Consider the following 14,477-nt stretch of genomic DNA (forward strand, 5'->3'; position numbering starts at 1 on the left):
GTCACCAGTTCCTGACGAGCGTCAGCCGGAACGAGCGCGCCTCGATCGGGTGGAAATGCACGTCCTCGCGCGGCGCCGTTTCGCCGCGCAGCTGCGACGCATAGTAGTAGTCGATCGCGGACGCGCGCCGGTTCGCCAGGTTGAACCCTTCCAGTTCCAGCCGCAGGTCGCGGCTCACGCGGTAGCCGAGGCGGCCGTTCAGGGTCGTGCTGGCGCGCGAGCGCACGCTGTCGTCTTCGACGAGCGGACGCGGTCCGAAGTACCGCAGGCGCAGCGCGCCTTCCCACGGGCCGACCTGGCTCACCGTCAGCGCGAGCTGGGCGACGCCCTCGATCGCTTCCGGGATGCGGTCCTGCCCCGGCGCGACGCCGCGCGAGCGCGCATGCGCGTAGGCGGCATCGAAGTCGACCGACAACCATTTATACGGTTTGTAGTAATTCGAGAACTCGATGCCGATGCGGCGGCTGGGCGGTCCGGCCTCGGTCGTCCCTTCGTCGCCGACGTAGGTCAGCTCGGAATCGAAGTCCAGGCGGTACAGGGAGATGGCCGTCTGCATCGCCGGGATGGCTTCGGTGCGCAGGCCCAGCTCCATGCCGCGCGAGCGCACGAGGCCGGGCGCCGTGAGGGTCCCGCGCGCATCGTTGCTGTGGAAGCCTTCGCCGTAGTTCACGTAGAACTCGGTCTGGCGCCACGGGCCGAACACGACGTTGGCGGACGGGCTGGCCAGCGAGTCGCTGCCGTCGATGCCGCCGGTGCGCACGCGGAAGCGATAATCGTCCGCGCGCACGCCCACCGTCGAGCGCAGCCACGGGTTCCAGCGCGTCGCGTTCTCGATGAAGGCGCCAAGGCTCGTCTCGACGATGTGGTCCGCGCGCGTCACGGACAAGGTCTTGCGCGCGGCCGTGCGATACAGGCCGTTGAAGATGTTGTCGTTCTGCGCCTCCACGCCGACGGTGATGTCCGACGTCGACGTCTCGCCGCGGTGCACGTGCCAGCTGTGCGTGGCGTTGATGCCGCTCGTCACGCGCCGGTCCGGCTGCGCGAACTGGTCGCCGTTGACCGGGTCGTTCATGAAGTACGTGAAGTCGGACCACAGGTCGAGCTGGTTGCGGATGACGTAGGCGCTCACCTTCGACGCCGAATCCTGGCCCGTGCGGCGCCATGCGCCAGACAGGCTGAAGCGCTTCGCTGCGCCGCCGTCGGTCGTGTCGATCGCGTCGAAGCGGCCCAGCTGGCCGGTCGCCACGGCGCGTTCGGGAATCTGGTCCGTCGCATTCCAGCGGCCGCGGTACGCCATCGCCGTCACGCTCCAGCCGTTGTTCGCGTAGCCGCGGCTGTAGCGCAGCACGCCGTTCAGCTTCTGGTAATCGTCCGGGTGCGCGTACGGGCCGTCGTTGTGCAGGGCTTCCAGCGCATACGTCAGCACACCGTCATCCATCTCCTTCGATGCCGCCAGCGCCGTGCGCGCGTAGCCGTCCTGGCCGATGCTGGCGGTGGCCACGTTGCGCGCGAGGCGGTTCGCATAGGTGATGGCAGCGCTGCCGGCGGACGCGAAATCGCCTTCACTCGCGGAGTACGGGCCCTTCTTGTAGTCGAGGCGCGCCGTCAGTTCGGGGATCAGGAAGTTCAGGTCGGTCCAGCCCTGGCCGTGCGCGTGGCTGCGCTGGTTGACGGGCATGTCGTCCAGGTACGTGGCCAGGTCGGTGCCGTGGTCCAGGTTGAAACCGCGCAGGAAGAACTGGTTCGCCTTGCCTTCGCCGCTGTGCTGGCTGACGATCAGGCCCGGCGCCGCTTCCAGTAGTTCGCCGGGCCGGTACACGGTGCGCATCGCCAGTTCCTTCTGGTTGACGGTGCCGGCGCTGGCGGCATCCGCGATGCCCAGCTGGCTCGTGCGCGCGCCCTCGACGAGCACGCGCTGGATCACGGGATCGTCCGCCCACGCGCAGGCGGGCACGAACAGCGTGGCGAGCAGCAGGGCGATCGGGCGCATCAGTGGACCGGGAGTTCGGTGCGGCTGCTGGTAAAGCCGAACGTGCGCAGGCTGCCGTTCGCCGTCAGGTTCACGGTGTTCTGCTGGTCGGGCAGGAAGTCGCTCAGCACGGCGTCGTGGATCGTCTCGACGCGCGCGACGGGCGTGCGCACGGCCTCCTGGAACACGACGACGCTGTCCGTGTCGACCGTCACCCCCACCCAGTTCAGCGGCAGGCGGCGGCCGTCCTTGTCGGCCAGCCAGAACTGCTTTTCCACGTACTTGCGCAGCACGGCCTGGTCGTCGGGATCGGACAGGTCGAACTGGCGCTGGTACAGTGCCGTCAGCAGCGCCTCCACGTCGTGCGCCATGTACGTGTGCACGACTTCCGTGCTGCCCGTGCGTTCGTTGTAACTGATGTCGGCGATGCCGGCGTGGAAGCGGTGCGCGGCGGCGTGGACGCTCACGCAGGCGCACAGCAACATCGCGATGCGCTGCAGCTTCACTTGTCCACCTTTTTCAGCTTCTCGTTGAAGTCTCTCATCAGGTTGTCCTTGTCACGCTCGGTCTTGTACAACTCCAGCCGCGACGGCACCGCCTTGCGTGGCCAGCTGTTGTTGCTGGTGTCCGTGTCGGCCGTCTCCCAGTTCGGGTCCTGCGTCAGCGCGACCATCGGTTCGTCCGTGACGATCAGCTTCGTGACCTTTGTGGGATTGTAGCGCCACACCTCGGCCGGAATCCGCTCGACGTATGTCTTGCCGCTCGCAAGCGTGATCTCGAGGATCAGCGGCGTCACGAGTCCACCGACGTTGCCGAAGTCGACGAGGTACAGATGCTTGCCTTCCTTCAGCAGGTTCCGTTCCCAGTCTTCGAGGTCGCCCAGCGCCTCATTGTACTTGTTGCGGTCGCGGTTCGTGACCGTGAACGCGCCGTGCTCGTTGTAGAAGTCCTTCAGTTCCGGATGGGAGTCCACGCGACGGGGCAGCGTGCCCTGGTTGCGCTGGTCCGTGACCGAGACCGGTTCGAGGTCGTGCTGCGCCTTCTTCCACGCCTTTTCGATCTCCGGATCCTTCGTGCCGACCGTGTATTCGCTGATCCCGTCCACGCTCACGTCGACATTGTCCGTCGTGTAGAACCAGCCGCGCCAGAACCAGTCGAGGTCCGTGCCCGACGCGTCTTCCATCGTGCGGAAGAAATCGCCCGGCGTGGGGCGCTTGAATTTCCAGCGCTGCGCGTATGCGCGGAAGGCGAAGTCGAACAGGTCGCGGCCCAGCACCGTCTCGCGCAGGACGTTCAGCGCGGTCGCCGGTTTCGCGTACGCGTTGTTGCCGCGCTGCGTGACGGATTCCGAGTTCGTCATCACCGGCACCTGGTTGCGGCTCTTCATGTAGTCGACGATGTTGCGCGCTTCGCCGCGGCGCGACGGGTAGTGGTCTTCCCATGCCTGCTCGGCCAGGAACTGCATGAACGAGTTCAGGCCCTCGTCCATCCACGTCCACTGGCGCTCGTCGGAGTTGACGATCATCGGGAAGTAGTTGTGGCCCACCTCGTGGATGATCACGCTGATCAGGCCATATTTCGTGTTCTTCGAATACGTCAGCTCGCCCGTTTTCTTGTCCTTCACGGGCCGGCCGCCGTTAAAGGAGATCATCGGGTATTCCATGCCGCCCACTGGACCGTTCACGGAGATGGCGACGGGGTACGGGTAATCGAACGCGTACTTGTTGTACTCGGCGATGGTGTGGATGATGGCCTGCGTGGAGTACCGTTCCCACAGCGGGTTGCCTTCCTTCGGGTAGAACGACATGGCGAGGACGTTCGTCCCGTCCTTCCTGAAACCCTGCGCGTCCCAGATGAATTTGCGGCTCGATGCCCACGCGAAGTCGCGCACATTGGACGCCTTGAAGCGCCACGTCTTCATTGTCGTGGCGCGCTGCTTCTCGTTCGCTTCCGCTTCCTGCTGCGTGACGATGACAACCGGTTTGCCGGCCGTGCGCGCCCGCGCGAGGCGATCGCGCTGGGTGGCAGTCAGCACGGCGCCGGCGTTCTGCAGCTCGCCCGTCGCGGCGACGATGTGGTCGGCGGGGACCGTCAGCTCGACGTCGTAGTCGCCGAATTCCAGCGTGAACTCGCCGTCGCCCACGTACTGCTTGTTCTGCCAGCCGTGCGCGTCGTAGTACGCGGCCATGCGCGGGAACCACTGGGCGATCTCGAACAGGTCGTTCTTGTCCTCCTTGTCGAACCGCTCGAAGCCCATGCGCCGTCCGAGCACGGTCGTCTCGGGCACGTTGAAGCGCCACGCGATGTCGAACGCAACGCGCGCGCCGGGCTTCAGCGGCTCGGCCAGGTCGATGCGCATCATCGTCTTGTTGATCGTGGTGCGCAGGGGATGGCCGCTGCGGTCCGTCACCGACGCGATCTTGAAGCCGCCGTCGAATTTCGCGCTCTCGACGAGGAAGCGCGCCGACTCGAACGGCGTGCCGCCCGACCGCCACGCGTCGCGCGACGGATGGCTGGCGATGCGGCGGTTGTCCGAATCGGCGCGGAACATGTTCTGGTCCAGCTGCACCCACAGGTAGGCCAGCGTGTCCGGCGAGTCGTTGTGGTAGGTGATGGTTTCCGAACCGGTGACGGCGCGCCTGGCTTCGTCGAGCGTCGCGCGGATGCGGTAGTCGGCGCGCTGCTGCCAGTACGCGTGGCCCGGCGCGCCGGATGCGGTGCGGATGTCGCTGGGTGTCGGCAGCAGTTCGTCCAGCTGGCGGAATTTGTCGTCGAACGCCTGGGCGTGGGTGGCCGAGGCCAGGACGAGGAGGGCGATGAGGGGTAGGCGTTTCATGGCGGTGTCTAAAGTGAAAACGGCAACGGCACCTCGTGGGCGCCGTTGCCGCGAGCAGACGTCGGGCGTGTTATTCCGCCTTGTCGTCCTTGGTCTTCAGCTTCTCGTTGAAGTCCCTCATGAGGTTGTCCTTGTCATGCTCGGTCTTGTACAACTCCAGCCGCGACGGCATCGCCTTGCGCGGCCAGCTGTTGTTGCCGGTGTCCGTGTCGGCCGTCTCCCAGTTCGGGTCCTGCGTCAGCGCGACCATCGGTTCGTCCGTGATGATCAGCTTCGTGATCTTCCTGGGCGTGTAGCGCCACACCTCGGCCGGAATCCGTTCGACGTATTTCTTGCCGCTCGCAAGCGTGATCTCGAGGATCAGCGGCGTCACGAGGCCACCGAGGTTGCTGAAGTCGACGAGGTACAGATGCTTGCCTTCCTTGAGCAGGTTCTTCTCCCAGTCTTCCAGGTCGCCGAGCGCTTCGTTGTACTTGTTGCGGTCGCGGTTCGTGACCGTGAACGCGTCGTGCTCGTTGTAGAAGTCCTTCAGCTCCGGATGGGAGTCCACGCGGCGCGGCAGGGTGCCCTTGTTGCGCTGGTCCGTGATCGAGATCGGTTCGGCATCGCGTTGCGCCTTCTTCCACGCCTTCTCGATCTCGGGATCCTTCGTGCCGACCGTGTATTCGCTGATGCCGTCGACGCTCACGTCCACGTGGTCGGTCGTGTAGAACCAGCCGCGCCAGAACCAGTCGAGGTCCGTGCCGGAGGCGTCTTCCATCGTGCGGAAGAAGTCGGACGGCGTCGGGCGCTTGAACTTCCAGCGCTGCGCGTATTCGCGGAAGGCGAAGTCGAACAGCTCGCGGCCCAGCACCGTCTCGCGCAGGACGATCAGCGCGGCCGTCGGCTTCGCGTACGCGTTGTAGCCGAGGGCGGCGATGGATTCCGAGTTCGTCATGATCGGCACCTGATTGGTGCTCCTCATGTAGTCGACGATGGCGCGCGGTTCGCCGCGCGATTGCGGATAGTGCTCTTCCCAGGCCTGTTCGGCCAGGTATTGCAGGAAGCTGTTCAGGCCTTCGTCCATCCACGTCCACTGGCGCTCGTCGGAGTTGACGATCATCGGGAAGTAGTTGTGGCCCACCTCGTGGATCACGACGCTGATCAGGCCATACTTGGTGCGGCTGGAGTACGTAAGCTCGCCCGTCTTCTTGTCCTTCGTCGGGCGCGGGCCGTTAAAGCAGATCATCGGGTATTCCATCCCGCCCACCGGACCGTTCACGGAAATCGCGACGGGATACGGGTAGTCGAACGAATACTTGTTGTACTCGGCGATCGTGTGGATCACGGCGGCCGTCGAGTATTTTTCCCACAGCGGATTGCCTTCCTTCGGGTAGAACGACTGCGCCAGCACATTGGTCGCGTCCTTCTTGAAGCCTTGCGCGTCCCAGATGAACTTGCGGCTCGACGCCCACGCGAAATCGCGCACGTTCTTGGCGCGGAAGCGCCACGTCTTCGTGCCGCCGGCGCGGGTCTTTTCGCGCGCCTCGGCCTCGGCCTGGGTGGCGATGATGACCGGTTTGCTGGCCGTGCGCGCCTGCTCCAGGCGCTGGCGCTGGGCGCTCGTGAGGACGTCGCCTGGGTTCTGCAGCTCGCCGGTGGCGGCCACGATATGGTCGGCGGGGACGGTCAGCTGCACGTCGTAGTCGCCGAATTCCAGGGTGAATTCACCGGTGCCGAGGAACTGCTTGTGCTGCCAGCCCGTCACGTCGTAGTACGCGGCCATGCGCGGGAACCACTGGGCGATCTCGAACAGGTCGTTCTTGTCCTCGTCGAACTTCTCGTAGCCGGAGCGGCCGCCGAGCACCTTCTGCTCGTTGATGTTGTAGCTCCAGTCGATCGAGAACGCGACCTTCGCGCCCGGCTTCAAGGGCTGCGGCAGGTCGATGCGCATCATCGTGCGGTTGACCGCGACGTGCAGCGGACGGCCGCCCGCATCCTTCACGGCGGCGATCCTGAAGCCGCCGTCGAACGTGCTCTTTTCCAGCACGGCGCGCAGCGCGTCGAATTTATAGCCGTCTTCCGGCCCGCGCGCCTTGGCCCAGGCGTCGCGCGAGGGCACGGTCGCCGTCATGCGCGCGTCGGAATCGCGTTTATAGATGTTCTGGTCGAGCTGGATCCATAGGTAGGACAGCGTGTCGGGCGAATTGTTGTGATACGTGATCGTCTCGGTGCCGCTGATGGCGCGCCTGCTTTCGTCCAGCGTGGCGCGGATCGTGTAGTCGGCGCGTTGCTGCCAGTAGGCGTGTCCCGGGGCGCCGGAAGCGGTGCGGATCGTGGTCGGGGTGGGCAGCAATTCGTCGAGCTGGCGGAATTTGTCATCGAAAGGTTCCGCCGCGATTGCCGCCATGCTGAGGCATAGCGCCGCCAGGCCGATCGGGAAACGTATCATATTTACCCTGCATTCATGGTTGAAAGAAGGAAAATATTCTAGTCTTGCCGTTCAGCCATTACCTTATTTGATGTGTAACAAGACTGATACATACGGATGGGCGTGGCGCGTGCGATACGGTCGGACACGCGGACACCCGAACGGACACCGGGCGGACACCGCCGGCGGACACTTCAGTCGATCCGCGGCGCCGCCATCCCGCGCAAGACCAGCGTGACGAGCACGATCAGGAGGCCCAGCAGCACGAGCACGGTATCGAGCCGCAGCTGCGCCTGCAGGGCGAGCGCATAGGTGGACGTCATCGCGAGGATGGCGAGGTTTTCGTTGAAGTTCTGCACGGCGATCGATTGGCCGGCAGGCATCAGGCGGTGGCCGCGGTGCTGCAGGATCGCGTTCATCGGCACGACGAACAGGCCGGCCAGGATGCCGATCGCGAGCAGCAGCGGCAGCGCCACCGCGACGGAATGCACCCACACCATCGCGCACAGCCCGCCGCCCATCACGGCCCCCAGCGGCATCACGGACAGCGAGCGCACGAGCGGCACGGCCTTGCCGGCGGCGACGGCGCCCACCGCGACGCCGAGTGCGAACACGCCCTGCAGCGCCGCGGCACGGTCCAGCGTGAGACCGAGCACGTTCTGCGCCCACGTCAGCAAGAGCACCTGCAGCACCATGCCGCTGCCCCAGAACAGCGACGTGACCCCCAGCGAGATGCGGCCTTCGGGGTCCTGCCACAGCGTCCGGTTGCAGCGATAGAAATCGGCGAGCAGCGCGGGCAAAGGGCGGCGCGCGTCGTCCGGGCGGGCGCCGGCGTGCATCACGGGCAGGTTCAGCAACGTCGCCAGCAAATACGTCATGACGATCACGGCGACCGCCATGCCGATGGGCGTGGCCCGCCATGGCACGGTCAGGTGCAGCAGCCACGCGATCGCCTGCGGATTGGCGGAAAGGACGCCGCCCAGCACCGTGCCGAGGATCATGGCGAGCACGGTCGTGCCCTCGATCCAGCCGTTGGCCGCCACGAGGCGGCGCGGCGGCAGCACCTCGGCCAGGATGCCGTACTTGGCGGGCGAGTATGCGGAGGCGCCGAGCCCCACGATGCCGTAGGCGAGCAGGGGATTGGCCTTGGCCAGGATCAGCGAGCAGCCGAGCATCTTGACGGTGTTCGTCAGCAGCATCACGCGGCCCTTGGGAAAACGGTCGGCGAAGGCGCCGGCGAATGGCGCCAGCACGATGTACGACAGGACGAAGCCCATCTTGAGCATCGGCGTCATCCACTGCGGGAACGACAGCGTGGCGACCAGCGACACGCACAGGATGAACAGCGCGCTGTCCGCCAGCGACGAAAAGAACTGGGCACCGACGATGGCGAAGAATGCGGCATTCATGGGAAACGGTATATCACAGCCGTCCCGGACGCCGGTTTCACTTGCTGTAAATACAGAAATTTTGTGATTGCGACAATTGGTTAGATTTGCATATGAACAATAGTTTTATACTTATGGAATTATCTATACAGGTTGGATGGCGTTTGGACGCTTTCACACTCATCGTGGCCGCCGCGCTGGCGGCGTTGACCATGGCTGCCAGCATGGGGCTGCTGTACCTCGCCAGCGCGCGCCAGGCCTGCCTCGTCGACTGGACGATCGCCGCTGCGTTATTCGCACTGAGCAACGGGCTGGGCGCCATCGGCCTGCACCAGCAGGCGGGCCCCATCCTGTTCATCGCCTGCGTCAACGCGCTCCACATCGGCGGGCATTTCGGCATGCTGGCCGGGGTGCGGCGCCACCTGCACCTGGCGCCCGGCTGGCGCTGGGGCGTGCTGCTGATGGTCGCCGTGCTGGCGGCGCATGCGCTGATGTTCGTGCGCGGTGCGCCGCTGTACCGGCTCGTGCTGTTCGCACCGTTCGTCGGCGCGCTCAATCTCGGCGCCGCGTGGCTGCTGTGGCGCCGCAGCGAACGCGAGGCGTGCGCGGCGCATACCCCGCTGATCGTACTGCAGGTGTTGTCCGCGCTGCAGCAGGGCGCGCGCGTGGCGATCATGCTCGCGTACGACGGCCGCCCGCCGGGCTTCCTGGGCGGCGATTTCTTCCGCACGTCGGGCGCGCTGGCGATGCTCGTGTACATGTCGCTGGCGACGATGTGCTGCGCGTTGATCGTCAGTCACCAGCAGACATTGGCGTTGCGCCGTGCCTCGCTGACGGACGTGCTGACCGGCTGGCTGAACCGGCGCGCCCTGCACGACGTGGCCACGCGCGACTTCCGCCGCTGCCGCCGCAACGGTTCGGCCATGTTTTTCATCACGTTCGACATCGACCACTTCAAGCCCATCAACGACCGCTACGGCCACGGGGTGGGGGATGCGGCGATCTGCCACGTGACGGGACTGTCGGCGCGGGTGCTGCGCGGGTACGATGCGCTGTTCCGCATCGGCGGGGAAGAGTTCGCGGTACTGGTGGTCGGCGAACATGCGGGGAACGTGTGCGCCATGGCCGAACGCCTGCGCGAGGCCGTGGTGGCGACGCCGCTGACCGTCGAGGGGAAGCCGGTAGCGATGACCGTCAGCGTGGGCGTGGCCGCGCTGGATGCGCACGACCAGAAATGGGAAGACATCCTGAGCCGCGCGGACGTGGCGCTGTACCACGCCAAGCAGAACGGCCGCAACCGTGTCAGCGTGCATGGCAGCGACGTCATCGGCCGCGGCCAGGCGGCGCGGCTGCAGGCGGTGGGGGCCTGAGCCGCTTCGTGCGCTTTTACTTCATCCAGACGGCGTAGTTGTTACCCGACGTCTGCAACGTCCAGCCCGCGCCCGGGCTCCAGCTGTTCGGGCCGATCTTCATCGCCAGCTGGTGCGTCGTGCCGGTGATGATGGCCGCGTACAGGCCTTGCGTCGCCTGCTGGATCGCGACCGCCGACGTCGAATTCACGCCCGCATTCTTGCGCGCCGCCATCAGCGCCGCGATCTGCGTCTTGAGGTTCCAGTTGTAGATGTGCGGGTAGAACACGGTCGGGATGCCCGGGTGCGACAGGATATAGGCATAGCCTTCCAGCACCGAACCGCACGGCACCGGCCACAGGTTCTGCCCCGTGCCGCAGCTTTCGGCCGGGCCGGTGTCGTGGTTGTCGACGAACGTCACCGACATCGCCGGCCACCAGCCGATGGCGCCCTGCGGCTTGCCGTCCGTCGCCTTCAGGCGCCAGTAATTGCCGTTGGCGAGGGCGTCGTTGAGGATGCCCTTGGTCGTGAAGTCGAACGCCCCGCAGCTGTTGCTGGTGCCGTTGATCCAGTCCATGATCGCCTGGCGGTTCGCGTTCAGGTTGTTCAGGTCGAACGAATCCGGCCACATCTCGCCGACGCAGAAATCGGGCGCGAACGCGTTCGAATACTGGCCCGCGTAGCTCGCCGAAAAGCCTTTCACGTAGTCGAAACGCAGGCCCGAGAAGCCCACGGGCTTCAGCGTGTAATTCAGCCAGTTGATGATGCCATTCTGGACTTCGCCCACGTTCTTGTGGTCGAGGTCGCGCCCGGCGGAAAAACCCTGGCCCGTGTCGGCGTTGCCGAGGCCGCAGTTGCACTCGTCGCCGTTGACGATGGAATACGTGGTCCAGTTCGGATTCGTGAAGTCGGACCAGCCGGTGGTGCCGACGCGGTGGTTGACGACGACGTCGACGATGGATTTGACGCCCTTGCTGTTGAACGCGCTCACGACGTTCGTCAGCTCGGCCGCGCTGCCGTACTTGGAATCGAGCTTGTTCAGTTGGCGCGGCAGATAGCCTTCCTTGGCGCTCGAATCCGACGGCGGCGGAAACCACACGTGGGTGAATCCCATCGCGCTCAGGTCGCCGACGTTGTTCAGCAGGGTGTTGTACCAGTCCGGCCCGGTGTAATTGGCCGAGTTCCAGTGGAAACCCTGCAGGACGATGGCCGTGCTGCCGCCAGCCTGCTGGGCGGGGGTGGCGGCCCCTGCCGGGGCCATGGACGTGATCGTTCCCGCCGCCAGCAGGGCGACGATGGTGCTCTTCTTCATGCTTCTCCTCCGATGTGATACGGGTAAGGTCCCGGCGAACAACGGAGGTCGTGCAAAAGTCCGTTGCTCAGCCAGGTACTTTTACTACGTATCGGGCGCTCATTCTGTGATGTTTTCGTGCCCGACGGGGGAGATTCTTAGCTATGCGTATTTTCGTGTCAATCTAATTTGCATAAAGTGTGTAGTTTTAATACTTCCGCTTTGAGCTTGCACAAATGAAATCTTCGAGCGTCGTCGGACCGCGGACGGGGTCGTCCGGCCAGCCGTCCTGCTCGTCCAGCACGGTTCCCGTCATGCAGGCGTAGGAGCGCGCCGCTTCCGGCGAGAAGCCGAGCTGGCGGTACGTCTGTTCCCACGCGTGGCGGGGGATGACCTCGACGTCGACGGGCCGGCCGAGCGCGTGCGCGAACGCGTCGGCCACGTCGCGCGGCGTGTAGCGGCGGGGGCCTTCGACGTCGATGGTGTCCGTCCTGTCCGCGGGCTCCAGCAGCCGTCGGGCGGCCACTTCGCCCAGGTCATCGGGGGCGACCATCGGGATGACGAGGTCCTCGGGAAAGAAACTCGGCAGCTTGCCGCGGTGCCGCACGGTGTCGAGCATCTCGGTCCAGTTGCTCATGTAGTAGACGCCGCGGTTGATCGCGACGGGGAAGGCCTGCGCTTTCAGCTTTTCTTCGAACTCGAACAGGACGGTCAGGTCGCCGCACCGTTCGCCGCGCCGCGCGCCGGTCGTCGAGACGGCGACGGCCTTGCGCAGGCCGGATCCCGTTACCGCGTCGACGATGGCGGCGGCATTCGCCCGCTCGACGGCGTCCGTGTCGGTGAACGGCGCGGCCGGCGGATTCAGCAGCAGCGCGGTGGTGCCCGTACGCAGGATGGCGCGCAGCGCGGGCACGTCGCGCACGTCCGCGACGGCGACTTTCGCGCCGGCATCCCGCAGCCCGGCCGCATGGCCGGCATTGCGCGTGACGACCGTGACGGGTTCGCCCCGGCGCAGCAGCGCGCGGGCTGTGGCCGAGCCGACGTGGCCGGTGCCTCCGATGATGATGTGCATGCTGATCTCCTTGGATAACGAGGCGACAATGTTATGAGAAGACGTTGACAGTTTTTGTCAGGAGCGCGGATGCGGTGGCATGGTCGAGATTGCTAATTTCCGACATCCATTGCGTGGAGTCAAAATCGCTGGCTTTTACGGGATACTGGCATGCCTGCGACATGTCGGCGAGCCGATTGCCGCGCCTGCCGCCGCACGCCCGCTTCGCCGCCCGGCAGCGGTACCTGCTTGAGGTTCGCCCGACGCCTCGGCGCCCGACAGGAGGTCATGCCGGGCGGGATTTCTTTTTCAAATCGGTATCCGCCTTGCGCGTGGCCGCCGCCTTGCGTACGCGGTGTTGCACTTTGGACGGCAAAATGGATGGGCCGGCCACGCCTTCCGACGCATTGTGTTGCCCACTGAAAGCGCCTAACTGAGCGCCGAGATCGTGCACCATCTCGTTAAGTTCGCGCATCTGGGCAGCAAGTTCCTTTCTCGTTTCGACGAGTACGCGAAGTCCCTCTGCAACGTCGATGGCGCCGGTCTGCGTAGCCCTGTCGTCAGGCAGGAGGCGCTCCAGATCCGCATCCCGCGCGGCGCGTCGGATCGGAACGAACGCCACCTCCAGGCCAAAGAACTGTCCAATGCGATTCATAGTCGCGACAGTGGGGTTTGCCTGGCCAAGCTCGATCGCCTTGATGACGCGTGCGCTGACCCCGCGATGACGAGCGAATTCTTCCTGCGTCATGCCGGCGATCGCGCGCATTTCGCGCACCCCTTCGGTGAGCGAAAGATTGGCCGCGGCCGCCGACTCCAGCATCCGGTTGCGCCGCTCGCGGGCCTCTGCCTTGTCCAACGGTTTTCTTTTGCTCATGACTATCTCAGTGCCAGAAGTTGGGTGCGTTGCGCTTCGATGCTGGGCGCGACGAAATCGACGATGTCATTATCGACGCCCACGTCGCGCATGCAATCGGACAGGGTCGCCAATTGTTCCCCGAACCGTACCAGGGCCTCGACGATCTCCGCACGTTCCGGCCCGGTCAAGGCCAACTGCGCCAGGATGTCCTGCCAGTTCCGCAGCTCTTTACGACTCTCCGGATGGTACCAGCGCGCCGACCGGGTGATGCCCTCGGGGTCCAGGTACATCGGCGCGAAATCGAACAGGGGCGTCATGCGCGTGACACCGTCGACGGTCTGGACGGCCGTATTGCGTGCATGATTGTCCGTGTTGCGCATTGCCAGGTTGAGCACGTCGCGCCGGATGAACTCGATGGTCTCTGCAAGCGGCTCATCGACCACGCTTCGAATCGCATTCACCAACCCGAACTGGTCGGCCTGGGTGCCGAAGCCGGCCAGGCCAGCGATCGAGGCGACGCTCTCCTGATGGAACCGCAGCACCCGCCCATCCTGGGCGCGGCGGTCGAAGCGTGGGATGAACAGCATGTCGCCGTGCAGGACAGGCAAGTCGAAGCTTCGAATGCCGAAGCGTCGCGCGACTTCCATGTAGCGGGCTTCATTGCGCAGGACCTTGCGATCGGCGTCCGAGGGACCGCGTGGGCGCTTGATGATGTAGTGGCGTTGGGCCTGATCATCGGGCAGGGCAGCGTCGGGATACCAGTTGCCGTCGTACGCCCGGGTCAACAAGTATTTGGGGGCGACACCCTGGACACCCGTGCCACCCGCGGCCAGCATGCCGTGCACCATCATCATTTCATGAAAGTCGGGCGAGCGCGCCAGCAACCCGTCAAGCGTGAAGCCGTCAGCGGCCAGGTCATGTCGCTCGACATGCTGTTCGTAGTAGTGGACGGCTTCCCGGATGCGCAAGCGCCCGATCGGGTTGAATGCACCGGCGCACAGTAACGGCAGATCGGACGCCTGGGCGTCGGGAAGTTTGAGATGGTCGAGCAGGAATCTGCGTCCATTACCTTGCGGTACGAGGTCGTACAGGAAAGTGGGCCAGGTTTTGCGAACGTGACGATCCGCATCCACCGGAATCACAAGCGACACAGGCGGCGGTGCATCGCCGAGGGCAAAGAGCAGATCGTATTCGAATACACAATCGTTCGTCCGGAAGCCATTACGCACCACATCGGAGAAGCTTGCCTGCGCCGCTTCCAGCCACTCGCCTTCGTGAAAAATCTCGATATGACAGTCCATGCCCGGCTTGCGCTTTAAAAGTGCAT

Annotated in this window: 10 protein-coding genes; 1 reads left to right on the forward strand and 9 read right to left on the reverse strand. The window is 65.0% G+C overall.

The window, feature by feature from the left end:
* Window position 1 precedes the first annotated feature (1 nt).
* The 5 genes from ACEN9H_RS03150 to lplT all read right to left on the reverse strand — a co-directional run bounded on the left by ACEN9H_RS03150 (window position 2) and on the right by lplT (window position 8,624).
* Window positions 2–1,990: a TonB-dependent receptor gene (locus ACEN9H_RS03150; RefSeq protein ID WP_413673749.1), complete on the reverse strand. Its 1,989-nt coding sequence runs from the start codon at window positions 1,988–1,990 to the stop codon at window positions 2–4.
* Complete coding sequence (locus ACEN9H_RS03155; RefSeq protein WP_413673750.1) at window positions 1,990–2,475, reverse strand: DUF6702 family protein; 486 nt, start codon at window positions 2,473–2,475, stop codon at window positions 1,990–1,992. The genes ACEN9H_RS03150 and ACEN9H_RS03155 overlap by 1 nt, the downstream gene beginning before the upstream one ends.
* The gene (locus tag ACEN9H_RS03160) at window positions 2,472–4,805 is read right to left on the reverse strand and encodes a M1 family metallopeptidase (protein ID WP_413673751.1); all 2,334 of its coding nucleotides are present in this window, start codon (window positions 4,803–4,805) and stop codon (window positions 2,472–2,474) included. Before ACEN9H_RS03160 ends, ACEN9H_RS03155 begins: the two co-directional genes overlap by 4 nt.
* A 70-nt stretch (window positions 4,806–4,875) precedes the next feature.
* Window positions 4,876–7,236, reverse strand: coding sequence for a M1 family metallopeptidase (locus ACEN9H_RS03165; protein WP_413673752.1), 2,361 nt, complete (start codon window positions 7,234–7,236; stop codon window positions 4,876–4,878).
* Between the two features lie 173 nt (window positions 7,237–7,409).
* Entirely contained in the window at window positions 7,410–8,624 is a 1,215-nt protein-coding gene (gene lplT / locus ACEN9H_RS03170; protein WP_413673753.1) for a lysophospholipid transporter LplT, read from the reverse strand.
* 143 nt (window positions 8,625–8,767) lie between these two features.
* Between lplT and ACEN9H_RS03175 the strand changes: the two genes are divergently transcribed.
* On the forward strand, window positions 8,768–9,973 hold the full coding sequence (locus ACEN9H_RS03175; protein ID WP_413673754.1) for a diguanylate cyclase: 1,206 nt from the start codon (window positions 8,768–8,770) through the stop codon (window positions 9,971–9,973).
* A gap of 16 nt (window positions 9,974–9,989) precedes the next feature.
* On the opposite strand, the gene ACEN9H_RS03180 is transcribed toward ACEN9H_RS03175, so the two are convergent.
* The 4 genes from ACEN9H_RS03180 to ACEN9H_RS03195 form a co-directional block, all read right to left on the reverse strand.
* On the reverse strand, window positions 9,990–11,264 hold the full coding sequence (locus tag ACEN9H_RS03180) for a glucan 1,4-alpha-maltotetraohydrolase domain-containing protein (protein WP_371763906.1): 1,275 nt from the start codon (window positions 11,262–11,264) through the stop codon (window positions 9,990–9,992).
* Window positions 11,265–11,451: 187 nt separating this feature from the next.
* Window positions 11,452–12,315, reverse strand: a complete 864-nt coding sequence (locus tag ACEN9H_RS03185; RefSeq protein ID WP_413673755.1) for an NmrA family NAD(P)-binding protein — start codon at window positions 12,313–12,315, stop codon at window positions 11,452–11,454.
* Window positions 12,316–12,580: 265 nt separating this feature from the next.
* Window positions 12,581–13,168: a helix-turn-helix transcriptional regulator gene (locus ACEN9H_RS03190; protein ID WP_413673756.1), complete on the reverse strand. Its 588-nt coding sequence runs from the start codon at window positions 13,166–13,168 to the stop codon at window positions 12,581–12,583.
* Between the two features lie 2 nt (window positions 13,169–13,170).
* Entirely contained in the window at window positions 13,171–14,451 is a 1,281-nt protein-coding gene (locus tag ACEN9H_RS03195; RefSeq protein ID WP_413673757.1) for a type II toxin-antitoxin system HipA family toxin, read from the reverse strand.
* Window positions 14,452–14,477: the final 26 nt, after the last annotated feature.

This window comes from Massilia cellulosiltytica (genome assembly GCF_047325105.1).
Taxonomy (GTDB): Bacteria; Pseudomonadota; Gammaproteobacteria; order Burkholderiales; family Burkholderiaceae_D; genus Telluria; species Telluria orientalis.